General features: G+C 49.2%; 24 protein-coding genes. 10 read left to right on the top strand and 14 right to left on the bottom strand.

All coding sequences use genetic code 11. The annotated features are described in order from the left end of the window. Window position 1: 1 nt before the first annotated feature. The 6 genes from K384_RS04030 to prmC all read right to left on the bottom strand — a co-directional run bounded on the left by K384_RS04030 (window position 2) and on the right by prmC (window position 6,619). Complete coding sequence (locus K384_RS04030; RefSeq protein ID WP_157630049.1) at window positions 2-877, bottom strand: hypothetical protein; 876 nt, start codon at window positions 875-877, stop codon at window positions 2-4. Between the two features lie 157 nt (window positions 878-1,034). Beyond that, window positions 1,035-3,581, bottom strand: coding sequence for a zinc-dependent metalloprotease (locus K384_RS04025; protein ID WP_394330438.1), 2,547 nt, complete (start codon window positions 3,579-3,581; stop codon window positions 1,035-1,037). Then, on the bottom strand, window positions 3,478-3,855 hold the full coding sequence (locus K384_RS13925; protein WP_245605276.1) for a hypothetical protein: 378 nt from the start codon (window positions 3,853-3,855) through the stop codon (window positions 3,478-3,480). The genes K384_RS04025 and K384_RS13925 overlap by 104 nt, the downstream gene beginning before the upstream one ends. A 224-nt stretch (window positions 3,856-4,079) precedes the next feature. Further along, complete coding sequence (locus tag K384_RS04020) at window positions 4,080-4,316, bottom strand: ferredoxin (RefSeq protein WP_038029676.1); 237 nt, start codon at window positions 4,314-4,316, stop codon at window positions 4,080-4,082. Between the two features lie 6 nt (window positions 4,317-4,322). After that, entirely contained in the window at window positions 4,323-5,579 is a 1,257-nt protein-coding gene (locus K384_RS04015) for a U32 family peptidase (RefSeq protein WP_038029674.1), read from the bottom strand. Window positions 5,580-5,647: 68 nt separating this feature from the next. Further along, window positions 5,648-6,619 carry a peptide chain release factor N(5)-glutamine methyltransferase gene (gene prmC / locus K384_RS04010; RefSeq protein WP_084147113.1) on the bottom strand — a complete coding sequence of 324 codons (972 nt, stop codon included), beginning with the start codon at window positions 6,617-6,619 and terminating at the stop codon, window positions 5,648-5,650. Here prmC and K384_RS04005 point away from each other — a divergent pair. From K384_RS04005 to sdaAA, 3 genes are all read left to right on the top strand, one after another. Then, window positions 6,585-7,352 (top strand): class I SAM-dependent methyltransferase, encoded by a 768-nt coding sequence (locus tag K384_RS04005; RefSeq protein ID WP_038029672.1) that lies wholly within the window; start codon window positions 6,585-6,587, stop codon window positions 7,350-7,352. The two genes, prmC and K384_RS04005, sit on opposite strands and share 35 nt — an antisense overlap. A 34-nt stretch (window positions 7,353-7,386) precedes the next feature. Then, window positions 7,387-9,048, top strand: coding sequence for a M1 family metallopeptidase (locus tag K384_RS04000; protein ID WP_051633101.1), 1,662 nt, complete (start codon window positions 7,387-7,389; stop codon window positions 9,046-9,048). Between the two features lie 63 nt (window positions 9,049-9,111). Continuing rightward, window positions 9,112-10,026, top strand: coding sequence for an L-serine ammonia-lyase, iron-sulfur-dependent, subunit alpha (sdaAA, locus tag K384_RS03995; RefSeq protein WP_038029670.1), 915 nt, complete (start codon window positions 9,112-9,114; stop codon window positions 10,024-10,026). 115 nt (window positions 10,027-10,141) lie between these two features. On the opposite strand, the gene K384_RS03990 is transcribed toward sdaAA, so the two are convergent. Beyond that, a complete protein-coding gene (locus K384_RS03990) occupies window positions 10,142-11,062 on the bottom strand; it encodes a DUF5655 domain-containing protein (protein ID WP_038029668.1) in 921 nt (306 codons plus the stop codon). Window positions 11,063-11,213: 151 nt separating this feature from the next. Between K384_RS03990 and K384_RS03985 the strand changes: the two genes are divergently transcribed. After that, the gene (locus K384_RS03985) at window positions 11,214-13,262 is read left to right on the top strand and encodes a M3 family metallopeptidase (RefSeq protein WP_084147129.1); all 2,049 of its coding nucleotides are present in this window, start codon (window positions 11,214-11,216) and stop codon (window positions 13,260-13,262) included. On the opposite strand, the gene K384_RS03980 is transcribed toward K384_RS03985, so the two are convergent. The 3 genes from K384_RS03980 to K384_RS03975 form a co-directional block, all read right to left on the bottom strand. Then, entirely contained in the window at window positions 13,251-14,027 is a 777-nt protein-coding gene (locus K384_RS03980; protein WP_038029666.1) for a patatin-like phospholipase family protein, read from the bottom strand. The genes K384_RS03985 and K384_RS03980 overlap by 12 nt on opposite strands. Window positions 14,028-14,106: 79 nt before the next feature. Then, window positions 14,107-14,250, bottom strand: coding sequence for a hypothetical protein (locus K384_RS13810; protein ID WP_169737612.1), 144 nt, complete (start codon window positions 14,248-14,250; stop codon window positions 14,107-14,109). A 12-nt stretch (window positions 14,251-14,262) separates the two neighbouring features. Beyond that, window positions 14,263-16,236 carry a sodium-dependent transporter gene (locus K384_RS03975; protein ID WP_084147112.1) on the bottom strand — a complete coding sequence of 658 codons (1,974 nt, stop codon included), beginning with the start codon at window positions 16,234-16,236 and terminating at the stop codon, window positions 14,263-14,265. A gap of 173 nt (window positions 16,237-16,409) precedes the next feature. Between K384_RS03975 and K384_RS03970 the strand changes: the two genes are divergently transcribed. After that, a complete protein-coding gene (locus K384_RS03970; RefSeq protein ID WP_157630048.1) occupies window positions 16,410-16,640 on the top strand; it encodes a hypothetical protein in 231 nt (76 codons plus the stop codon). On the opposite strand, the gene K384_RS03965 is transcribed toward K384_RS03970, so the two are convergent. Then, window positions 16,629-17,198 carry a GNAT family N-acetyltransferase gene (locus K384_RS03965; protein WP_169737611.1) on the bottom strand — a complete coding sequence of 190 codons (570 nt, stop codon included), beginning with the start codon at window positions 17,196-17,198 and terminating at the stop codon, window positions 16,629-16,631. The genes K384_RS03970 and K384_RS03965 overlap by 12 nt on opposite strands. Window positions 17,199-17,360: 162 nt before the next feature. On the opposite strand from K384_RS03965, the gene argS reads away from it, so the two are divergent. The 5 genes from argS to K384_RS13970 all read left to right on the top strand — a co-directional run bounded on the left by argS (window position 17,361) and on the right by K384_RS13970 (window position 21,365). Further along, on the top strand, window positions 17,361-19,157 hold the full coding sequence (gene argS, locus K384_RS03960; protein ID WP_038029661.1) for an arginine--tRNA ligase: 1,797 nt from the start codon (window positions 17,361-17,363) through the stop codon (window positions 19,155-19,157). Window positions 19,158-19,169: 12 nt separating this feature from the next. Then, the gene (locus tag K384_RS03955) at window positions 19,170-19,745 is read left to right on the top strand and encodes a glutathione peroxidase (RefSeq protein WP_038029658.1); all 576 of its coding nucleotides are present in this window, start codon (window positions 19,170-19,172) and stop codon (window positions 19,743-19,745) included. A gap of 102 nt (window positions 19,746-19,847) precedes the next feature. After that, complete coding sequence (gene menA, locus K384_RS03950; protein ID WP_038029657.1) at window positions 19,848-20,762, top strand: 1,4-dihydroxy-2-naphthoate octaprenyltransferase; 915 nt, start codon at window positions 19,848-19,850, stop codon at window positions 20,760-20,762. 20 nt (window positions 20,763-20,782) lie between these two features. Next, window positions 20,783-21,118, top strand: coding sequence for a YbjQ family protein (locus K384_RS03945; protein ID WP_038029655.1), 336 nt, complete (start codon window positions 20,783-20,785; stop codon window positions 21,116-21,118). 112 nt (window positions 21,119-21,230) lie between these two features. Continuing rightward, complete coding sequence (locus K384_RS13970) at window positions 21,231-21,365, top strand: hypothetical protein (RefSeq protein WP_262509236.1); 135 nt, start codon at window positions 21,231-21,233, stop codon at window positions 21,363-21,365. Between the two features lie 233 nt (window positions 21,366-21,598). Here K384_RS13970 and K384_RS03940 read toward each other — a convergent pair whose 3' ends face one another. The 3 genes from K384_RS03940 to K384_RS03930 form a co-directional block, all read right to left on the bottom strand. Then, window positions 21,599-22,300: a DUF2490 domain-containing protein gene (locus tag K384_RS03940; RefSeq protein ID WP_038029652.1), complete on the bottom strand. Its 702-nt coding sequence runs from the start codon at window positions 22,298-22,300 to the stop codon at window positions 21,599-21,601. Window positions 22,301-22,347: 47 nt separating this feature from the next. Continuing rightward, a complete protein-coding gene (locus K384_RS03935; protein WP_038029649.1) occupies window positions 22,348-23,181 on the bottom strand; it encodes an ion transporter in 834 nt (277 codons plus the stop codon). 166 nt (window positions 23,182-23,347) lie between these two features. Further along, on the bottom strand, window positions 23,348-24,238 hold the full coding sequence (locus tag K384_RS03930) for a sterol desaturase family protein (RefSeq protein ID WP_051633100.1): 891 nt from the start codon (window positions 24,236-24,238) through the stop codon (window positions 23,348-23,350). Between the last annotated feature and the right edge of the window lie 13 nt (window positions 24,239-24,251).

Below are 24,251 nucleotides of genomic sequence, written 5' to 3'. Positions count from 1 at the left end.
ATCAAGATGTTTTTAAAGCCTTGTATTTACATAAAACGGCCTGTACCCCCTGATGTATATCACGGTAATGAGGCTTCATATGTCCTTTAAAAACCCCCTCCCGGATGTCGATGCCTTCGACAGGATGAAAGCATTGTCCATACTTCTTTTGCCAGCGTTTGTATATCAGACGAAACCAGTAATCATTGAATGTCTGCATGGCTTTTGCCGGCAGAAGCCACTCGAACAGCTGCTGCAAACGGCTTCTGCTCTTAAAAAAGGGCTTGTTAACAGGCGGTGGCAGCAAGTATGCTTTTAAAGCCGGGTTTGCCTCCCACAGCCGCCCATACATACCGAATGGGTCATACATGGGCACGAGCGACCATACTTCCATCGCTATATATTCGTTGCATGCGGGTAGTTGCAGGTGGTCTTCATCAAGCAAATAGTTATAGCAGAAGAAACGCGACCTGCCTCCCCAACAGATGGTCTTCAATACCCGGAACAGAAAGTACACCACCCACAGACGTTTTCGCTTGGTAATCACAAAAAAATCGATGTCGCCGCCGGCTTTCACATGATTTTTCGAAAGCGACCCCGATACAAAAACAGCTTTTACAAAAGGTAATTGCTTAAGCACAAAGCTCCAGCATATAGCAATGCAGCGGTACAGACGGGTTCGACGATAGGTGCGCAGACGTTCTTTTATAATGGCTGTTTCTCCTGTAAGCGCTATATGACCGTGACGCAACTCACAAAGTCCATTTGCCAAAAGGGTTTTATAGCTGTCTGCCGGCAAATTAAGCGAACGGGCAAGCGTTTGTATTTCCCGCAGTGAAAGCGGATGCCTAAAATGATGAAAGTATAAAACCCACTGATATAGCGTAGAAGCAGCCATAAGCAAAAGCTTTTTTATGAATATAGAAATAATTTTACAATTAAAACAGTGTTGAAACATTATTTTTTAGATAAACCTAAAAAAAGATTCATAGCAACAAAAAACCCGCCTCCGAGAAGGCGGGTAGCTTAATGGCAATACAATGTGGACAGTTGCTTTAGTCTTCTTGTTCTGCTTTTTCTATCAAAAACACCAAATAGCTGCGGTGTGCTTTGGTTGCCACATCGGTGCCTGCATTGCGTTTCATCAAGTCTTTGATGCGTTGTAGCTCATAGAAAGCCATTTCGCGCACCACATGCGGGTATTGCTGTCCTTTGTGCAAGCCGGCTACCTGCAGCAAACGGTTCACGTATTCTACCTGAAGGTTGCGGCGGAAGGTGTTTACTTTTCCGTTCAGGTCTGCCATGAAGATGGCATTGGTCAGGTCGGTCATCATTTCGCCCAAAGAATAGTCGTTACCGTAAAGCTCACTGTCCACAATACGGGTCAAGGTATTGCTATGCAGCAAGTGAGCCAATACGGTTTGTTGAATATTCAATACACGGGTGTGGATTTCGGGGTCTTCATTGTTGCCGAAGAAGTTGAAGCCACGGCGCTGCATTTGCAAGTGGGCATACAAGGTAGAAGGGGCATTGAAGGCATCGGGCGCAAACACATAACGCTCCAGATTACGCATAGCCTGCTTTTGCTTTTCCCGCTCTACCGGCTTGAAGGGCTGAGTAGCCCCCTTCTGCCCCACGAAAGCACGTTCTACATACACGCCCCCTACATAGCGCGACAAGTTGTTGGCTGCATGCGCCATTTCAGTGGTGATAATCAAGTATTGATTGCGCAACAGCTGATAAGATTCGTTTTCATGTGCTTGACGATAGCGGTCCAGCAGGTTGTTCAACAAACGGCGGCAAAGCTCCAAGCGCTGCATGGAATAAGTCACCACATCGCCCGATAAGTCATAAATCATCACGCGGGGGTCTATGCCTCTGCCCGGCGCACGCATGTCGTCGGCATCATTGCCAAACATAAGCTCATGCTCGGTAGAGCGGGCCAGCAGCTTCTGACGGCGTTGCGCCTCTGCTTCGGGCTCTTCCAGGTTGCCATAGGCAAACTCAATAGCCCACAAATCATAAGGACCGGGCTTGGTGGTAAAGAACTGCCCCTGTCTTTCTTTGTCCAGTGCCAGGTTGGCAGTGGGGTAATCCATCACCGATGCCGTCAAGCCTATTTGCTCGGTGAGTTGCTTATCATGTATTTTGTCGGGCATATGCAATTGGCTTGCTTTCATGTTGTGGTTCAAGCCCAAGGTGTGCCCCATTTCATGCAATACCAGATAATACAGCGCATTTTCGACGTATTCTTTGATTTCGGTCTCCGAGGCGCCGGTAAGACTTAGCGTGGTTACGCCAAACAGGGCTGCCTGATGCATATAATAAGAAGCTTCGCAGGCGTGCGGGTGTTTCTCCAGCCATGCTTCCTTGCTTTGCAACCACTGGCTAATGCCGGCCACGTCGAAGGCTTCTTGCTGGCGCAAGCGGTTGGTAAAGAATACAAATTCCAGCATGATGTCGGCACCTAATATTTGCCCCGTTCGCGGGTTTACGAAGCTGGGGCCATAGCCGCCGAAAGGCGGGGTGGGCGAAGAGGTCCAGCGCAAGACGTTGTAGCGGATGTCGCCGGCATCCCAATCGGCGGTGTCGGGCTGCACGCGTATTTCAACGGCATTTTTAAAGCCTGCTTTTTCGAAGGCTTCGTTCCAGCGCAAGCCGGCTTGGCGTATGATGTCGCGAAACTCATACGGCGTGGTATTTTCAATCCAAAAGACAATAGGCTCTACCGGCTCGGAGAGTTCGGCATTGGGGTCTTTCTTTTTCAAATGCCATTTGTGCACCAAGTCACGGTAGTTCACTGCCTCAGTGGTGGTCATGTCGTTTACTTGGGTGGTGAAATAGCCCACACGCGGGTCGTCCAATACGGGTACGAAATCGTTTTGTGGCATCTCTATGAGGGTGTGCTGAAAGAAAATGCTCACAAAGCGGCTGTCTGCCAGTTCTTCTGCCCCCCCTTCAGGGTTGGCATTATCGAACACATACTCCACCACCACATCAGTATTGGCAGGATAATTCTTCAGAGCTACGAATTTAGTTTTGTCTTTGCTCAGGTTGCCCAACTTAAAGCCCTTATATCCGGGCGGATAATTGGGTTTGACAGGATTGAAGTGCTCTGCCAAAAACACTTCATCTGCCTTTATCAAATAGCGCCCTTGCTTTTCATCGGCGGCTTCTATCTTTACACTCACCAGCACGGCATCGCTGATGTTGGCATGTGCGGCGCGGCTCAAAGGATTGGCGGGGTCAAAGTAGAAAGAAGTGTTTTTATTGATAAACTCGATGCGGTCGAAGTGGCGACGCACTGAAAAGATAGCATTGCCACGAAAAGCGCCGCGGAAGCTGCCGGCGGGCACGGCACCGTCCACCACATGGCTGAAATAAATATACTCTTTGTCCAGCTGAGGTGCTTCGATGAGCATATACACCGTGCCGTCTTCTTTGTTTTGATAGAGCTTAAACAGGCCGTCGTAGGCTGTACATTTGGCCGTGATGTCTTCAATGCTCTTTTTCTTTTTTTCTTGGGGGGTGCTTTGCTGTTGTGTTTTGGCTTTCTTTTTCTTGCCAAAGAGCTGTGCATGGCTTGTGTGGGGCTGCCCCATCAAAAACAGGCATGCTACCAAGGGTATCCAAATGTGTTTCATAACCTAAATTGATTTTTAAAACAAACTTTTCAAATGTAACGACAAGATAGTGGTAAAATTTTATAAAGATCAGGCCTTGATGCTGTTTATATTGAAAAGATAGTAAAAGCACAAAGGGTAGTGCTTGAGACTTATTGTTGAATAAACGAAGGCGGCCCTTCAAAAAAACATTGGCTTGCTGAGATGTCTCACTACGTTCGACATGACAAAAAGGAATGGTTTCATCCGGCATGGTGAAAAGACTATTTTGATAAGCATAGTGCTTGCACCCCTTATTGTTCCTTATTCTTTCCCCCTCTCCTTTTTGCTACTTCGAGCAAGTGCGGCAGCTTCTTTTCAAAAGCAAAGGAATCCGTCCGGCTGTCACGTCTTGCGTGGTTGGCATAACGAAAAAAGCCAAGCCCCTTTATTCAAGAGCAGCTTGGCTGTTAAGCTTTTTGCTTGCGATTTCAGCAGCTATGTATCCAAAATACGGATGATATTTACCGGGCAATATTCGGCAGCCAAACGGTTGGCTTCCAGTTCTTCTTCATGGATAAGCACCGAAAAAATGCCTTTCTTTTCTTGCGCCCCCAGCAACACCGACTTGCCGTCTTTTTTGGACATACGCCAGCGCTCCGGTGCTACTTCCACACAGGCATTGCAGCCGATGCATTTTTGGCGGTATTGTATGACTCTATATTTCTTCTTCATCAAATCTTAGGCTTCTGCTTGTGCATTTTGCGGCACCTCTACCACCTTATACAGCTTGTCGGAAGGGCGCACTTTTTCGGGCACCTTCACAGAAAAAATATCCCCTTTCTTCACTTCTTCAACGGGGCGGTCATCTACACGAAGCTCCTCCACTTTGGTTTGTATAAAACCGGTAGTAGGTCCCGTAATCATGATTTCATCGCCTACGCGCAGGCTGTGCGTTTCCATTTCAAACTCAGCCACACCGATGCGGTCGAAGTATTTGCGTCCGCGCCCCAAATAGATTTTGCGCTTGGTAGCTGCCGAGCCATATTCTTTACTCCATTCGCCCAGCTTGCGCCCCAAGTAATAGCCGTCCCAGAATCCACGGTTATACACTGTTGCCAAACGCTCTTTCCAAGCCGCAATTTTTTCGGGCGTATAGTTTCCCTCGGCAATGCTGTCGATGGCCTCGCGGTAGCAACGGGTGGTTACATACACATAATCGGCAGAGCGTCCACGTCCTTCTATTTTAAGCACGCTCACCCCCGCTTCAATGATTTTATCCAAGAAATCGATGGTGCACAAGTCCTTGGCAGACATAATATACTCATTGTCTATCTCCAGCTCATGCCCTTCTTCTTTGTCGATAACGATGTAGCTGCGGCGGCAGTTCTGAATGCAAGCCCCGCGGTTGGCCGAAGCATTGTGAGAGTGCAAACTGAGATAACATTTGCCTGAAACGGCCATACACAAAGCACCATGCCCGAAGATTTCCACACGCACCAGCTCACCCGAAGGACCCGTTATCTGACGGCGCTCTATTTCCCGCACGATGTCGGCTACCTGCTTCAAGCTCAACTCACGCGCCATTACCATCACGTCTGCGTAGGCAGAGTAAAACTCTACGGTCTCGATGTTGGTGATGTTGGCTTGTGTAGAGATATGCACGGGCATACCTATGCGGCGGCAGTAGTTCATCACCGCATGGTCGGATGCGATGATGGCACTTACACCTGCGGCTTTCGAGGCATCTACGATTTCGCGCATGAGGCGCAGGTCGTGGTCATAAATAATGGTATTCAGCGTAATATATGATTTCACGCCTTTCGAGGCGGTCATATCTACGATTTTGGGCAAATCTTCCAAAGTGAAATTAATGCTGGAGCGCGCCCGCATGTTGAGCTGCTCAATACCAAAGTAAATAGAGTTTGCTCCTGCCTTCACTGCCGAGGCAATAGCCTCGAAGCTTCCCGCCGGCGCCATCAGTTCCATTTGAGCCATGATTGCTTATCCGTTTTTGTTTTAGCATGCAAATTTACGCATTCATAAAGGAAAGCACAACAAGGGCACTATGGTTTGTAAGCGCGAATCATGCGGTTTTTGCCTTGCATATCGTGGCGCAATACGACCTCCGCAAAGCCATGCAGCTCAAGCATATGTTTGCAGGCTTCGCCGTAGTCTTCGTGTATTTCGAGAAACAAAAGCCCCCCGGGCGCCAGCGTCTGCAGGGCATATTGCGCAATAGCCTCATAAAACAACAAAGGACGGTTATCGTCAACAAAAAGCGCCGTAGCAGGCTCGTAGTCCGTCACATTGCGCTGCATATCTGCTTTTTCTTTTTGAGGGATATACGGTGGGTTGCTCACAATTACCCCCCATTGGTCCTCATGAGCAGAAGCTGCAGCTTCTACAAGAATATCCTTGTGCGAAAACCGGATTTCCACATGGTGAAGGACAGCATTGCGTGCGGCTTGTGCAAGAGCTTCCGGCGACACATCCCAAGCGTGCACCTCGGCAGCGGGCAGGTGCTTTTTCAAAGCAATGGCAATGCACCCGCTGCCGGTGCCGATATCAAGCAGCCGTAAAGACTGCTGTGAAGCGACCGACTGCAGCACCCATTCCACCAACTCTTCGGTTTCGCGGCGGGGAATCAAAACAGCGGGACTTACTTCGAAACGCATGCCGTAAAAGTAAGCTTCGCCCAACACATACTGCACCGGCTCATGTTGCAAAAGGCGCTCCACGTCTTGCCGCAGCTGCCGAAGCACCTCTTCGCTCAGCGCCAAGGGGGCATTCAACAAGCGTTGATGATTAGCGGCACCCGCGCGTTTCTCAAGCAACCAGCGCGCAACCACCTGCGCTTCGGGAAGGGCATATACTGCCCGCAGGCGGTCAAGCAAAAGCGCTTCCCATTCTTTATAAGGTTTAACAGGCATTTTTCCGGCAAAGGTATCAATTTTGTAGCTTTGCAAGTACCCTTTGTATTTTTCAAACATCATTCTTTTCATGAAAGCACTCATACGCTGGAGTTTACGCTTCATTCCTCGCCCATGGCTTCAAAAAGCCGTTCCTCTTGTTTTTCCTTTGGTAAGCCTTTGGTACCGGGGCAAGCGCTATGAATGCCCTATTTGCGAAAGCAGATGGCGCAAGATGCTCCCTTATGGCAGAATACAAATGCGTGAAAATGCCCTCTGTCCAAAGTGTCAATCGCTGGAACGGCACCGCCTCATGTGGCTGTACCTGCAAAGAGAAACGGACTTTTTCACCGCCCCCCACAAAGTATTGCACATAGCCCCCGAAGCTTGCTTTGTAGAGCGTTTCAAGCAGCTGCCACAGCTGGAGTATTACACCGCCGACCTTGAATCGCCATGGGCAGACATCAAGATGGACATCCGGCAGATGCCCCTTGAAGACAACAGCTTCGATATCGTGTTCTGTAATCACGTGCTGGAGCACATCGACGACGAGCAGCAGGCATTGCGCGAGTTGTACCGTATCTTGCGCCCGGGAGGCTGGGCACTGCTTCAGGTGCCTATCAACTACGAACTGGAACACACCTTCGAGGACCCCTCTATACAAAGCCCCGAAGAGCGCGAAAAGTACTACGGGCAAAGCGACCATGTGCGGCAGTATGGGCGCGACTACCCTCAACGTTTGGAAAATGCAGGCTTCCGGGTAAAGGCAGATGAGTTTGTAAAAACACTGCCGCCCGGTGAAGTGCGCCGCTTTGCGCTTCCCGCCAACGAAATTCTGTATATTGCCATAAAACCATAGCTCTTTACACGAAAAAGTCAAAACCAGTGCGATTATGAAGATGCATCCTTTTCGAATGCTTATTGCCATAACTTGTTTTTTTGCGACGCTGCCCGGCTTTGCGCAGAAAGAAAGCTACAGCCGTGCCGACTCCCTTTTGGGCACCCTCACGCCCCTGCGCAATTGCTACGACGTGCACCATTATGACTTGTCTTTGCGTATTATGCCCGAAAGCAAAAGCATCAGCGGCAGCAATACCATTTATTTCACCGCTACCCGCACTTTCAAAGAAATGCAAATAGACCTGGCTGCCAACCTCGCCATCCAGCGCATCGAGTGGCAAGGCAAGGCGCTTTCTTTCGAGAGAGAAGCGCAAGCGGTGTACATCCGCTTTCCCAAGCGTATCAAAGCGGGCACCCAAAGCAGTATTACGGTGTACTACGAAGGCAAACCACAAGAAGCCCGCAATGCCCCTTGGGATGGGGGCTTTGTGTGGAAAAGCCATCAGGGTAAGCCATGGATAGGGGTTGCCTGCGAAGGTGTGGGGGCGCATATATGGTACCCCAACAAAGACCACCTGTCGGACGAGCCGGACAGCGTGCGCCTGCACTACGAAGTGCCTCAAGGTGTATGGGCAGTGGGCAACGGGCAGTTCGCGGGCAGCGACACCCTTCAAGACGGCTTCGTGCGTTTTCATTGGCGCGTGACCTACCCCATCAACAATTACAACGTCACGCTGTATGTGGCGCCTTATGTGCATTGGCAGGACGAATACACCAGCGACGACGGGCAAAGCCTCCGGCTGGATTATTTTGTATTGCCCGGCAATGAAGAGAAAGCTAAAAAACAATTCGCACAAGTAAAGCCCATGCTTCGCTGCTATGAAGAATACTTCGGCAAATACCCCTTCTGGCGCGACGGCTACAAGCTGGTAGAGTCGCCCTATTTGGGCATGGAGCACCAGAGTGCCATTGCCTATGGCAACGGTTACCGGAACGGCTACCGTGGGCACAGCCTCAGCACCGCCACCCATATAGGCGAGCGCTTCGATTTTATCATCATCCACGAATCGGGGCATGAGTACTGGGGCAACCTGTTGAGCTGCGACGACCACGCCGACATGTGGCTGCACGAAAGCTGGTGCACCTACAGCGAAGCCCTGTATGTGGAACGCATGTGGGGCAAAGATGCCGGCGATGCTTATTTGGCAGGTTACCGCCCGCTTATACAAAACCAAGCGCCCATGCTGGCGCCACGGGGCGTGCATGCCGACCCGCCCGGCGACATTTATTTCAAGGGCGCTTTGATGCTGCAAACGCTGCGCCATGTGGTGGCCAACGACAAACTGTGGTTCCGCGCCATACGGGCTGTGCTGCAAGAGTTCGGTTATAAGACCGTTGACACCCCCACCTTTATCCGCTTCTTCTCGCAACAGCTGAACGGGGATTATACGCTCTTTTTTAAACAATACCTTGAATATCCCGATATTCCGGTGTTTGAATACCGCGTACTGCGCGGGCAGCTCCATTACCGCTGGAAAGCCGACGCACCCGGCTTCGAGATGCCCTTTGTGGTATCGTGGCCCGGTGAGACCCGCCGCCTCCGTGTAACCACCCAATGGCAAAGCCTGCCCTTGCCCCACCAAGTCAAGAAAGAAGACTTGATTTTCGACACCCATCATTTCCTGGTGGACGTAAAAGAAACCTACGATAATTGACCTATGTCGTGCCCTTTGTTGTTAAGTTAAAAGAAGCATCTTTCATCTTTAAGCCATGACCTTATGACCATACAGTTCGATTCGTTTCAAGAGTGGGCTCAATTCTGCCAAAAGCAAGCATGCAAATTATACGAGCCTGTGTTGCGCTACGAAATAGAGCTACGCAACCGCACCGAAGAAGAGATATGGGCGCACATGCGCAAAGCCTACCAAGTCATGTGCGAAGCCATAGAAACAGGCTTGACCGAAGACATGCGCTCCCGCTCGGGCATGATTGACAACGGGGGCAAAAAAGTGTACAACAGCCCTATTACGGTACTTTCGCCCGAGTTTCAAAAGCTGGTGGCACGTGCCGTGGCCGCCAAAGAGGTAAACTCTTGTATGGGGCGTATTGTGGCAGCCCCTACGGCCGGTGCTTCGGGCATCATGCCTGCGGTGCTCCATACCCTGCAAGAGATACACCGTCTGCCCGAACAAGTGATTCTCGAAAGCATGCTGGTGGCGGCAGGCATTGCCCTCATCATCGAAAAGAAAGCGGGCATTGCAGGTGCCGTGGGCGGCTGCCAGGCCGAAACAGGCACGGCCGCCGCCATGGGCGCGGGCGCCATCGTGTATGCCCTGGGGGGTAGCACCGAACAGATATTCAATGCCGTGGGCATCACCATACAGTGCATGCTGGGCTTGGTATGCGACCCCATTGCCGGGCTGGTAGAGATGCCCTGCGTAGTACGTAATGCAAGTGCGGCTGCCATTGCGTACTCTTCGGCGCAGCTGTCTATTGCAGGCATGAGTGGTGTGGTGCCCGTGGACGAGTGCGTGATGGCCATGGGCGAAGTAGGGCAAAGCATGGAAAGCCGCTATAAAGAAACTGCCCAAGGGGGCTTGGCAACCACCCCCACCGGGCTTGCCATCGCTCAAAAGGTGCTTGTGCAGGATATAGAAATACTGGATGATGAAGAGCAGCAAGAAAACCAATAGTACATTGCAAAAAGCAGAGGTGTGGTAGCGGCAAAAAACGGCTGCCCCTCCTCTGCTTTTATAACTTAATGGCTTGGCATCATGGCGTGTGTCAAGCTTGCTTATGCGGAAGCACTTATTTCCCGTTCTTTTTTAAGGATTGCTTAACGAGGCTCAAAATATATTCTAAATCCTCGTCGGTGGTTATTTTAATCTCGTAGTCCCCATTGCCCCAATGGCCGGTGGCAGACACATCGCGGCTAATTCCTTTGGGGTCGTCCAACTCTCCTTTCGACAGATTCAACCACATTTTTATGGATTTCTGTTGCACAGCCACATCCACAATATTGCTTGCCCCCACAAAGGCAATGTAATGCTTACGGGGCTTTACTTCAATATCACCAAGATTTAGAATCGCATTCTTCATCTTTTCGTAGAGCTCCCGGATTTCATCACTTGGATTGGCTTTGAGCAAGAGTGCTTCTTCTGTAAACACTTTTACCTGCTTGCTTACCACCTCCATCTCTTTATTCTGCTTACTTATGGTTTGGATACTTTCGTGTGCCCCATAAGCCTGCACCCGGTTATATAGAACCATGTTATTGGTAAACCGCCTGATTTCCCATAGTTCTATGGGCAAGTCTTTAAAGTTAATGGCTTCCTTTTGATAAGCAGTAAATGATGGTGCCACAAAAATCACACGGGACTGAGACCAGTCTACATCCTTGCGTTTCAGTGCATCACTCATCTGTTCATTGTATTCAAGAATAAAGTCGGCTTTGTTGTTTAGCATCAATGCCAAATAAGCATACCCTTGGTCTATGACACTGAAATTTTTGTCGCGTTTGTATTCTATAATCACAAAAGCCCTCGTCTCTCTGTCGAAAGCCAAAGTATCGATACGGAAATTTTGAATACTGAACTCAGACTTAACGAGTTCGAGCTTAAAAACCTGCTTTAGGTTGGCTTCTGTCAGCGTCTGAATTTCCTTTTCCAGCTGAAAGGGCACTTCTTTGATAGCAACCAACTGCCCGCTTTGTTCTTGATAGATGTGCATACTTACTTTTCGTGATTTAATTGCCGGTTAAAAACAGCACTGTTTGCTTTTTAAAAAGCGTGTGGTCTTTTTTACACCTTATTTTGTTATCTTTTCAGCAAAGGTTCTTTTTAAAATTACAACTTTACAAAGATTGCAAAAAACAAACCCTATGAAAACAGACATCCACAACCCTTTACTTGTTGAAAGTGAGCATCCTTTTGCAGCCCCCGATTTTCCTGCCATACAAACAGAACATTACTTGCCTGCCTTGCAAGAGGCAATAGAGCAAGCCAAAGCAGAAATTGACGCCATTGCGCAGAACCCGGCAACGCCCGATTTTGCCAACACCATAGAAGCCCTGGAGCGTGCCGGCAAGCAGGTGAACCGCATTGCCTCCATTTTGTTTAATCTGAACAGTGCGGAAACCAACGATGCTCTGCAGGCCGTAGCCCGTGAAGCAAGCCCTTTGCTGGCCGCTTATTCCAACGACATCATGCTGCACGAGCAACTCTTTGCGCGCATACGCCATGTGTGGGAACACTGCGACAAAAGCCAACTTACTGCCGAGCAGCAAATGTTGCTTACGCAAACCTATCGCCAGTTTGTACGCAACGGGGCGCTGCTCTCCGAAGCGGACAAAGCCACCCTGCGCCAAATAGACGAAGAAAAAGCCCGCCTATCGGTGCAGTTCGGTGAGAACGTGCTGAAAGAAACCAACGATTTTATTTTGGTGCTGGAATCGGAAGAAGAACTGGCAGGCTTGCCCGAATGGGCAGTAGAGGCTGCACGCCAAGAAGCAGAGAAACGCAACATGCCCGGCAAATGGGTCATCACCTTGCAGGCACCCAGCTTTATGCCTTTCATGCAATATGCCGAACGGCGCGACCTGCGTGAAAAGCTATACCGTGCCTATGCGTCGCGTGCCTATCGTAACAACGAACACAACAATGTGGAAATAGCACGCCGCATCGCCGAATTGCGTGCGCAGCGCGCCCAATTGCTGGGCTACCCTACCCATGCCCACTTTGTGCTGGAAGAGCGTATGGCACAAAATCCCGCCCGTGTGCAGGCTTTCCTCGACGAGCTGGCACAAAAAGCCAAGCCCGTAGCCATACGGCAAATGAGCGAGCTGGAAAAATATGCCGAATCGCTGGGCTTTGAAGGGCAGCTGCAACGCTGGGATATTTCATTTTATGCCGAAAAACTGAAAAAATACCGCTTCGAAATAGACGACGACTTACTGAAGCCCTACTTCCCCCTGCCGCAAGTGCTTAGTGGCGCTTTTGAAGTAGCCGGGCGTCTCTATGGTATCCGCTTTCAAAAACGAAACGATATCCCCGTGTATCATGAAGAAGTGGAAGTATATGAAGTAGTGGATGCCGATGGCACCCACCTGGGGCTGCTATATACTGACTTCCATCCGCGCGAAGGCAAGCGCAGCGGTGCCTGGATGACTACTTTCCGTGAACAGTACAAAGAAGACGGCAAGCGTATTTCGCCTTTGGTGTCTATTGTGTGCAATTTTACACGCCCTACTCAATACAAACCCTCGCTGCTTACCTTTAATGAAGTAACTACCTTGTTCCATGAGTTCGGGCACGCCCTGCATGCCCTGCTTTCCGACGTGACCTACGAAAGTTTGTCCGGCACCAATGTGTACTGGGATTTCGTGGAATTGCCTTCGCAAATCATGGAAAACTGGTGTTACGAAGCCGAATGCCTGGCACTTTTCGCCAAACATTATGAAAGCGGCGAACTGCTTCCCATGGAATATGTCGAAAAAATCAAAGCGCTGGGCAAGTTTATGGAAGGTTATCAGACGCTGCGCCAACTGGGCTTCGGCTACCTCGACATGGCATGGCATGCCGTAGAGCAGCCGCCCGTGTTCGATAAGCTGGAAGACTTTGAAAGAGAAGTGCTCACCCCGGTCGATTTGTTGCCACCGGTAGAAGGCACCGCCATCAGCACTGCCTTCTCTCACATATTTTCAGGCGGTTATTCTGCCGGCTATTACAGTTACAAATGGGCAGAGGTGCTCGATGCCGATGCTTTTGCCCTCTTCCAGGAAAAAGGCATCTTCGACAGGCAAACCGGGCTTGCTTTCCGCCGCCTGTTGGCAGCCGGCGGCTCGCGTCATCCCATGGAATTGTACAAAGAGTTCCGGGGGCATGAACCATCGGTAGAGCCGCTGCTGCGCCGCGCCGGCTTACTGGAGTAACCCCCGCAAATGGGGCATCACCCGCAAAGCAGCTTCATAGCCGGCTTCGTAAAAGAAGCCGGCTTTTTGAAAGGCAAAGATATTGTATTCCGACAGCCCCGGCGGCTCTATTACCACATCGCATTTTCTCAGATTCTCCTGTACGTTTTGCCACACAATCAAATCGAAGCAGCGCTCCTCTACCGAAAGCATCGTCCAAGACTCATCGGGCAATACCTGCAAAGGATTCACATTCACCCCTATGACCGGGAAGCAATCGTCGAGCAGGGGCTCCACAGGCAGGTTGTTCAGCATACCGCCATCCACATAGAAGTAATCCCCTATTTTCACAGGCTTAAACAAAATAGGGATAGAAGCAGAAGCCTCTACGGCTTCGTGCAAGCTCCCCTCCGATATGAATTCGGCACGTCCTGTGTTCAAATTCGAGACCGACACGACGAAAGGACGCTCCAGCTCCTCAAAACGCCCGGGCAAAAAGCGCTTCATCAGTTTACGCAGATAGCTCAGCTCTGACAAGCCACTGCCCGGCAACGAAAAAGAAAAAAGATTCAACAGGCTGGTGTCATCTACCAGCCGTTTGATGTCGTCCGGGTCGTAGCCTGCGGCATAGAAAGCGCCCACTATAGCCCCCATACTTGCACCGGACACGCTTTCCGGTGCCATGCCTCGCTCAAACAAAGCCTGCAACACTCCCACATGGGCAATGCCACGTGCTCCGCCACCACTCAAGCAAATGCCTATGCGTGTTTTTTTCTTTTTTGCCATGTTCCTTTTCGGAAATAAGTAGAAAAACAACTAAGAATAATACAAAAAAGGCTGCCTTGCAGGCAGCCCAATGTATGCTTTAACGCGGTACATCGTCGTTGTCGGCAAAAGAGTCCGGCTCCGGCTTCGGCGGGGTGGTCAATACCCGCCAGAAGAGGTATGCCGTCACCAGGGTGACGGTTCCCTGAACGGTAATCATCGTAATCAGTGCACTTGTTGTCATGGCTCGTGTCTTTTAAGAGTTTGTAACATCATAATCATCGCCCGGGTAAGTCTCGTCCACTATCTCATCCCCGGTTTTTCCTTCACGCTCGCGCTTTTTGGTCGCCACATATACCAGCACGCAGATGCCGATAAACAGCCCCATCAGCAGCAGGCGCGCCATATCTATATAAAAGATATCGTTCACAAAGCCGCCTTTGGCTATGGGCGTGCCTACTTCCACCTTGTCACCTACCTTTACAAGCAGCTCTTTATCCGGGGCAATGCGATAAGCCTTTACCACCACCAAAGAATCGAATAGCAAGGATTTATCTACTGCTTCTTCCCCTTCATAAAGACGTACACCGGCAGGTGAGCGATAGAAAGTTTTTTGCTGAGCGATTTCTACCAAATGACGGTTGCGGCGTGCCGTACGTCCAATATTGAAAACTACACCCTCTACTTCCGACTCCAGCACATCAGAAAAATAAGCGCGATTGGCAACAATGCCCTTGTGCTGAATCTTACCGATGATGCTGCTTGCGTCCAACTCCCACTTGCCCGAAAAGGCAGCTTCCCAGTCATTTCCCTTCGGCGTTACCAAAGCACTCAGGAATACCACCAGCAAAAGTGAAGGGGTTACATACTTCAACACCGGCTTGTAGAAAGTAGGCACCTGTATATCGGCACCTAAATTGATTTCACGCCAGCCACGACGTATGCCAAACAACCAAGCAAAAATAAGCGATTCAGCCAAGGCAAATATCACCAAAGACACGGTGCCTGCCCAATAATCATACTCATCGAATACTCCTTGCTGATAGAAGAACACCGTAGGCAAGCCCATGACAAGGGTCACCAGGCCAAAAGACCAAGCTGCTTTTTCGCGGCTCCAATTAAATTCGTCGCGCATGAAGCCCATCCAAGGGGTGCCCATGGCCAAAGAAGAAGTGATGCCCGCAAAGAAAAGCAAGCCAAACCACATGACGCCGGCCATGGTTGCCAGGAACGGCCCCCATTGGGCAAACAAATAGGGCATCGTTTGGAATGCCATTGAAAAGCCGGCATTATCCAACACCCAGTCCAAGCCCAAGTAGCCCACGGCAATGGGGATAACGATAGAAGCCCCCAAGACAATCTCCACGAAGCCGTTCATAAAACCGGCCGACATGGCATTCAAGGCAATGTCATCGCGCGACTTCACATAAGAAGCATAGCACTGAATGGTACCCATTCCTACCGAGAGGGTGAAAAATATTTGCCCGGCGGCTGCCAGCCACACCTTCGGGTCAAGAATCGATTCAAACTTAGGTTCCCATAAGAAATTCAGCCCCAAATAGGCATTGCAGTCTGCACAGCCGGCAGGGGCACCCGAATCACCCAAGGTCAGGCCACGCACTGCCAGAAAAACACCAAACAGAATCAGCAAGGGCATGCCTATCTTGGCCACCTTTTCTACCCCGCCGCTCAAACCACGCGAAAGAATGTAAGTATTCAGCGCCAAACATACGATGTAAAAAATAACCGCTTCAAAAGGAATGCCGGTGGTCGAATAAGCCACATCGACATAACTATTGAAGAAGGCGGCTACTTCGGCTTGTGTTTTGGCCGAAAAAGTCTGCATGATGGAATGGTACACATAAGCCATGGTCCACGACTCAATGTAGCAGTAATAAGCAGCCACCCCTATGTTGGTAAAGATGCCGAACACCCCGAAGTATTTCCAGAAGTTGCTTTTGGTCATTTTGTCCAGGATGAAGGGCGTAGAGTGGTTGCCATAGCGGCCGCCAAAACGGCCGGTTGCCCATTCAATCCACAACATGGGAATGCCCATCAAAAGGAAACAAACGATATAGGGGATAATAAAGGCGCCGCCACCATTTTGCACTGCCTGCACCGGAAAGCGCAGAAAGTTACCCAAACCAACGGCATTGCCGGCCATCGCCAAAATTAAGCCGACACGCGAGCCCCAAGATTCTTGCTTATTCAAAGTAGTTGTATCACTCATATACACTGATGATTTAAACCCATTTTCACTTTTAGCGTCGAAAGATAAGTATGATAGGCAACGAAAACAAGATTTTTATTACTTATTCTTAGTTTGTGAAAAATAAAATGTTTTATTTGTAGTTGTTTTTAATGGTTTATTTTACTGAAAACAAGAGACTTAATTTCTTTCAAATGAAAAAGACGAATGCTTTTCGCCTTTTGGCTCAACTTTATCTCCATCAAGAGCAGTTGGAACGCTGCGATACGCTCATGCTTCGCCAGCTCCTTTTTTCAAGAGAACAGCAAAAAAGCTATGCACAGAAAGCGCAGCGTATGCACAACGAATATTTGCGCAAACAGATGGAAAGCTTGCTGCGTTTGGTAGAAGAAGTAGAATATTGTTGTTTGAAATCAGCCACTTAGCCTGTGTTTATTTTGCCGAGCTTCCTCCACCTCAAAGACTATCAAATGATCGCAGTAGGTGCGCTCACCCAAACGGAAAGGATAACTGCCGGCTATGCGAAAGCCTGCTTTCTCATAAAAACGGATGGCACGCCCATTCTCACGCCATGTAATCAACCACAAGCGCTTGTAGCCCTCCTGCCTTACATAGTCCAGCACCTGCTGCCATAAAGCGGCGGCCACGCCACGCCCCTGGTACGCCACCGACACATAGAATTTATCCAGGCATACCTGCTGCCGGTCGTCTTGCCCGCCGGGCGCTACACCCAAGTGCAGCAACACATAGCCCACCACCTCGCCTTCATGGCAAGCCAGCCAGCCTTTATGCTTGTCTGAACGTGCCCATTGCAAAAGCGCCTCTTCCTGAAAATGGCGGGCAATGTATGCTTCAATATCTGCTTCGGGAAATGCCGGCAGGTAGGTAGCGCGATAGGTGTCTTCACAAAGACGCTGCCAGCTTGTTAGCCGTTGGTGTTCGTGCAAACAAGCCTCTAAAGGAAGGATATCCCATTCATTCATTTTTCCGGGCTTTCTATACTTTATACTTTTCATTGCTTTATTCTGACCATATATGGCAGGCTTCAAGGTAGAAAAATACAAGTTTTTTATCCATTCCAAACGCATATTTTCTAATTTTGTCCGGAATAAAGTGTATCACAAGACTCAAAGCAAATTAAGAGAATGAACGTACAAGCACAATTAGAGAACGCAATCAGCACGGCTATTCGCGAGCTGTTCGACACCGAAACGGCGGCTGTGAGTCTGCAACCTACGCGTAAAGAGTTCAAAGGTACTTATACCTTTGTTACCTTTCCCCTTACCAAAACCCTTCGACGCAAACCCGAAGAAATAGCCCAAGCCATTGGCGAATGGCTGCAAAGCAATAGCCCGCTCGTGCGTGCATTCAATGTAGTCAAGGGCTTTTTGAACATAGAGCTGAGCAACGAGGTGTTTGTCCATGCCTTGGCCGATTACAGCCGCTGGCTGGAAGCCTTCCCCAACAATACCCGCCACAGCAAACAAGAGAAGGTGGTGGTAGAATACTCTTCGCCCAACACCAACAAGCCTTTGCACCTGGGGCACTTGCGCAACAACTTCTTGGGCTACTCCATGGCTACCATACTCGAAGCCAACGGCTACGACGTGCACAAAACACAAATCATCAACGACCGCGGCATTCATATATGCAAGTCCATGCTTGCCTACCAACGCTTTGGCAAGGGCGAAACGCCCGAAAGCAGCGGCATCAAAGGCGACCACCTGGTAGGGCATTATTATGTGGTGTTTGAAAGACACTACCGCGAGCAGGTCAAAGCGCTCATGGAACAAGGCATGAGCAAGGAAGAAGCCGAAAAAGAAGCGCCTTTGATGAAGGAAGCACAAGAGATGCTGCGCCAATGGGAAGCCGGCAACCCCGAAGTGCGCGCCCTCTGGGAAAAGATGAACCGGTGGGTGCTCGATGGCTTCGACGAAACCTACCGCAAAATAGGTGTCAGCTTCGATTCGGTTTATTATGAGTCAGACACCTACCTGCTGGGCAAAGACATTGTAGAAGAAGGGCTGCAAAAAGGTATCTTCTTCAAAAAAGAAGACGGCTCGGTATGGGTTGACCTCTCCGATGAAGGATTGGACCAGAAATTATTGCTTCGTGGCGACGGCACCTCCGTCTATATTACTCAAGACCTGGGCACTGCCGAAAAACGCTACCAAGAGCACCACATGCAACGCATGATTTATGTGGTAGGCAACGAGCAGGATTACCATTTCAAAGTGCTCTTTGCCATTTTGAAGCGCTTGGGGCGGCCCTATGCCGACGGCCTCTTCCATTTGTCTTATGGCATGGTTGATTTGCCCTCCGGCAAGATGAAATCGCGCGAAGGCACGGTTGTAGATGCCGACGACCTGGTGGCAGAAGTGATTGACATTGCCCGCCAAATCACCGAAGAGAAGCTCAAAAACAGCGATATGCTCGACAGCTTCACGCCCGATGAGCTGAACAAACTCTACGAAATCATTGGTCTGGGCGCTTTGAAGTATTTCCTTGTGCGTGTGGACCCCAAAAAACGCATGCTCTTCAACCCGCAAGAATCTATTGACTTTGAAGGCGATGCAGCGCCTTTCATACAGTACACCCACGCCCGCATCTGTTCGGTGCTTCGCAAAGCCGGGGAAAGCCAAATCAAAGCTGCCTTCCCTGAAAATCATGCTTTAAGCGAACAGGAAGAGCAGCTGGTGTTTACCTTGACACAGTTTCCCGAAAAGCTGGATGAAGCGGCACGCACTTATGCGCCTTCGGTATTGGCACAATATATTTACGAGCTCACCCGCCTTTATAATTCTTTCTATGCACACCATTCTATTCTTAAAGCAGAAACAAGCGAGGCGGCAAGCTTCCGTTTGGCAATTTCTCAAGCCACAGCCCAAACCATTCGCAAGGGAATGCAGTTATTAGGTATAGAAGTGCCCGAACGCATGTAAAACAACACAACTATGGGAAAAATACTCAGTCTTTTATTGGTGTTCTTGGCAGCCTGCTGGGGCGCCACCACCATCAAATCCAAACCACAAGAAGCTATGACACAAGCCAAAAGCTCTTTTTATGATTTAGAAGCCACTACCATCGACGGCAAGCCTTTTAAGTTTTCGCAGCTGAAAGGCAAAAAGGTGCTTATCGTAAATACCGCCTCGAAATGTGGCTATACGTCGCAGTATGAAGACCTGCAGGCTTTCCACGAAAAATATGGCGATAAGGTGGTGGTGTTGGGCTTTCCCTGCAACCAATTCGGCGGGCAAGAGCCGGGCAGTGAAGAAGAAATCGCTGCCTTCTGCCAAAAAAACTATGGCGTTACTTTTCAGATGTTTTCGAAAGTAAATGTAAAGAAAGGCGAAGGGCAACACCCCGTCTATTACTGGCTGACGCACAAAGAGGAAAACGGCTGGAATGACCAAGAGCCTACCTGGAACTTCTGCAAATACCTCATCAACGAAAATGGCGAGCTGGTAAAGTTCTTCGGTTCGGCGGTCAATCCTATGGATGAAGAAGTGCTGGCAGCTATAGGTGAATAAAAAAACTCTGTTTTTCCTCACCTTGCATACAACAGAGGCACAGGCTTATCTTTGTGCCTCTGTTGTTTTTTTTATTGTCGTAAACAAAAAACACTTCCCTTCATGAAACAGTGGCGTTCTTGGTTATATGCTGCCCGTCTGCGCACCCTTCCTCTTGCTTCTGCCGGCATTCTTACGGGCAGTGCACTGGCTGCCCGGATGGGCGCTTTTCGCTCCGATATCTTCATTTGGGCATTACTTACCGCCCTGCTCCTGCAGGTGCTTTCCAATTTTGCCAATGACTTGGGCGACAGCCAACACGGTGCCGACTCTTCGCACCGCCGGGGGCCCCAAAGAGCCGTGCAAAGTGGTGCCATCAGCCGGCGGGCCATGTGGCGGGCAGTCATACTTACCGGCTTGGCAGCCTTCGGCAGTGGCATCTATTTGCTCTATCTGGCTTTTTTTAGCGGCACAAATCCCAATTACCGCGCTTTCTTTACCCTTCTGGGCATAGGACTGCTTGCCATAATAGCGGCCATCAACTACACCATGGGCAAACGCCCTTATGGTTACTTAGGGCTGGGCGATTTGAGCGTATGGCTTTTTTTCGGACTCATTGCCGTAGGCGGCACTTATTTTTTGTTTACCGGCCGCCTGCATGGCGTCATATGGGGGGCAGCGGCGGCCATCGGCTTTTGGTCGGTGGGCGTACTGAATCTTAACAACATGCGCGATATGGAAAGCGACCGCCTGGCCGGCAAATATTCGCTGCCCGTGCGCATGGGCTACGCGGCAGCGCGCCGTTACCACGCTTTTCTCATTGTGGGCGGCATGCTGGGTATGTTGCTTTCGGCAGTCATGCTGCCGGAATCTCCACAACAGTTTATATTTTTGCTGACTTATCCTTTATTCATCATTCATTTAAAAAAAGTATGGAACACACCGGAACCTTCCCACTTGGATCCCTTTCTCAAGCAACTCGCCCTCAGCACCTTTCTTTGCGCCTTGTTGTTTACCGTTGGTGCATTCTGGGGCTAATACTTTGGCTTCCCGGCTGTATGCTGCCCATACGACAACAAGCCCCCTATCCTATCCCTGTGCATTACAAGGGCGAAACACTCACCGAACCTTACCGTATTATTGAGCTTGTTGAGCTAAGCGACACCCGCCCCAATACCGGTAACAGGGGGCTAAGGGAAGACCTGCTGGAAAAATACGGGCAAATGCCCAAAGGCTATAATATGACCGAAAAGGAAATACTGATTTATCAGCTGGCAGAAAAAGCCCGCAAACTGGGCGCCGATGCAGTCATAGACGTAGATTATACGCTCTTTGTCAATACGCAGTACTATGGATACAAAGTCAGTGGCTATGCCGTAAAAATGGTAAACTAATTTTTTGTATCCTTTGTTGCATTTTTACGTATTATTGCTTACATTCGTAATTACACTTAACATTAATTTAACACAAAATTAACAGAGGGATAACAAAAAAGAGGAGGTGGCTATGAAGACACTATATGAAAAACGTTACAAATACAGCTTGGATCCGGTTGTTTGGGGCAAAGCCAAGAAAAAAGACCGTCCTTTGCTGATGGCCATCCTGCTGTTGATGCTTTTGCTGGCAGCATGGTTAAGTTAATGGATGTCGTATTACAGCTCTCTGCTTTTGCAAGAGAGCTTTTTTATTAAATAAAGAGTCCCTCTTTCCTTCTCGCTTCCGGCTGTTTCAATAGAAAAACAAGCAAAAACCGCCTTTCAGACAACACTTTTCTCCCGGTTTCAAAGCCACTCCCTTCATTGTTTCGACAAGCAAAAAACCGGCGCAAGCGTCTTTTTATGAAATACCTGCACCGGTCACATTGTATTAATTGATTATTTGATACGATAGGCGAGCACCATGCGTATTGTGTGGTTGCTGGCAGCCGTAAAGTCGTTGCGCCAAGGCATGGATATATACTGATTGAGGTAGCCCGCCTCTACGGTTAAGTGCTCACTCATTTTGCGCCCAATACCTGCCCAAGTCCAGTTTTGGTTGAACAAGTCCCCGCCCTTAAAGGTGTGGATGAAAATTTCATCCATAACGCTGAAAAACCACTTGCTTTTCGGCAAAGGATATTGCAACGTCAAAGCATAGCGAAAGCGGTTGGAAAAAGAAGCGTTTATATCGGATATTCTGTGCGTCCAACGTTGCTCTATACGGTAGCGGTGTATGGCTTTCAGCGCTCCCAGAGGGTGGGCAAAGAAAATGTCTTCAAACATGTTATGCTCGAAGCTCTTTTCCGGCGCTCCCACTTCGTCGTAGGGAAATTCTTCGATATAAGTATATCCCGCGTCTATGGTCAAATTGTCATTCACCTTACGCAACAACTCACCACGAAACAAGTGCTGAAAAGGATAGCCGACTATTTCATAATAGCGCAACTGTGTTTCGGCGTGCAGGTCCCAGTGTTCATTCAGCGCATAGCGCCCGAAAGCCATAAGCCAGCCGTTTTGCCGCTCTTTTACCTGTGCTTGTGTCACAGTCAGACAGGCAAAAAAGAGTAAAAAAGTGTTTTTCAATACATTTTGTTTCATAATTATTGATATTTTTTGATTGGAAGTGAGGTTTGCTTTATCACAAATCACAATTTGCCACCACAGTATTTGCAAAAAACGGCATCGTTGTCGTGCCCTTCGGCGCCGCAGTTATCGCATGCCCGGGTCGAAATGTCTTTTACTTTAACATGCGTCAGTTCCGAAGTAACAATGCCTGTGGGCACCGCCAAAATTCCATAGCCAAGAATCATGACCAAAGAAGAGATGAATTGCCCCAAAGGTGTTGCGGGCGCTATGTCGCCATAACCCACGGTGGTGAGTGTCACTATAGCCCAGTAAATGCTGCGCGGTATGCTGGTAAAGCCATTTTCAGGTCCTTCCACCCAATACATGATGGTACCCAGAATAATAACCAAGCTAAGCACGGCCATCAAGAAAACAATTATTTTTTCACGGCTTGCCTGCAAGGCAGTGCCCAACACCCGCGCTTCGTGCACATAATGAGCCAACTTAAGAATGCGAAAAACACGCAACAGACGCAGTACACGTATCACCATAAAATACTGTGTGCCCGCAAACAACAAACTCATGTAAGTAGGCAGTATAGACAGAAGGTCAATGATGCCCAGGGGACTGACGGCATAGCGCCACGGACTACGCACGGTCAGCAGCCGGGCGATGTATTCAAGCGTAAACAACAAGGTAAAGAACCACTCGCCATAGCGCAGCCACTCGCCGTACTGCTCGTTGATTTCGCGCACGCTCTCCAGCATCACAAGCACAATACTCAACAAGATGGCTACCAGCAACCACACATCAAACAGGCGCCCCTCCGGTGTTTCGGCTTCGAAAATGATTTCATGCCAACGCTTGCGCCAGCCCTGTAAGCCTTCTTTTTGAGAGTAGTACTTTGCAACCATATGAGATGCTCCTTTTCAGTCGAACTTATGGACAACAAAACATGGAAAGGTCACCGCAAGAAGCAAAAAAAATAGGCTCACTACAAAGCGCAAATAATAAAAAAAGCGACGAACGTCATGTCCTCGCCGCCTTTTATCCTTATGTGCTCAAAAACAACGGCTACCCCTAATTGGAATTGGCATATTCTGCCTTTTGTGTATTTTCCTGATCATGGCGCCAGCCCGGGTGCCCAAATACATAACGCCACTTGCTTTTCCAGTCGGGCGCATGAGCCACGTCTTGTGCAATAGCTTGGAATTCATGCAATAAGATGGTAGGCACATTTTGTTTAGTCAGATTTTTGGTCAAGCCGTAGCGCACTTCCTCTTTTTCTTCGGCGAAGGTGCCAAACAGACGGTCCCAGATAATAAGCACTGCGCCATAGTTCTTGTCTATGTACGCCGGGTTGCTGCCATGGTGCACCCGGTGATGCGAAGGCGTGTTGAAAATGAACTCAATCACGGGATGCAGCTTGCCAATGGTTTTGGTATGTATGAACATTTGGTAATAAAAGCCAATTTCATCAATCAGCACAATCATCAGCGGGTCGAAGCCCAGAATAGCCAAAGGCGCCCAGAAGAAAAAGCGGTAGAAGAAATGAATGAAGTTGCCACGGATGGCAGTAGAAAAATTGAACAGCTGTGATGAATGGTGCGCCACATGCGTAGCCCAGAAGAAACGGCTTTCGTGCCCTAAACGGTGGTACCAGTAAAAAGTCAAATCGTTGAGTAAAAATAAAAGTAAAATACTCCACCATGCATTGGCGGGGATATCGAACAGCGCATATTGTTGATGCAAGTAACCAAAGAAAGCGAGCGTAACCCCTTTAATAAAAATTTTTACGACAGAGGTAATAGCCCCCAGCATCAGGTTGTTGAAAGTATCCCGGGTGCTATATAGTTTCAGGTTCTTGCGAACTGCAATAACAATCTCTATGGTTATCAGTACGATGTACGAAATAGCCGCTATGGTCTTTGCCATGCCGCCGTCCAAAATATGCCAAAAAAGACTTTCCATGAGCTCCCCTGTT

This window comes from Thermonema rossianum DSM 10300, from assembly GCF_000426825.1.
GTDB lineage: Bacteria > Bacteroidota > Bacteroidia > Cytophagales > Thermonemataceae > Thermonema > Thermonema rossianum.
Note: the sequence above shows the minus strand (reverse complement) of the source record. Positions and strands in the feature narration are given on the sequence as shown.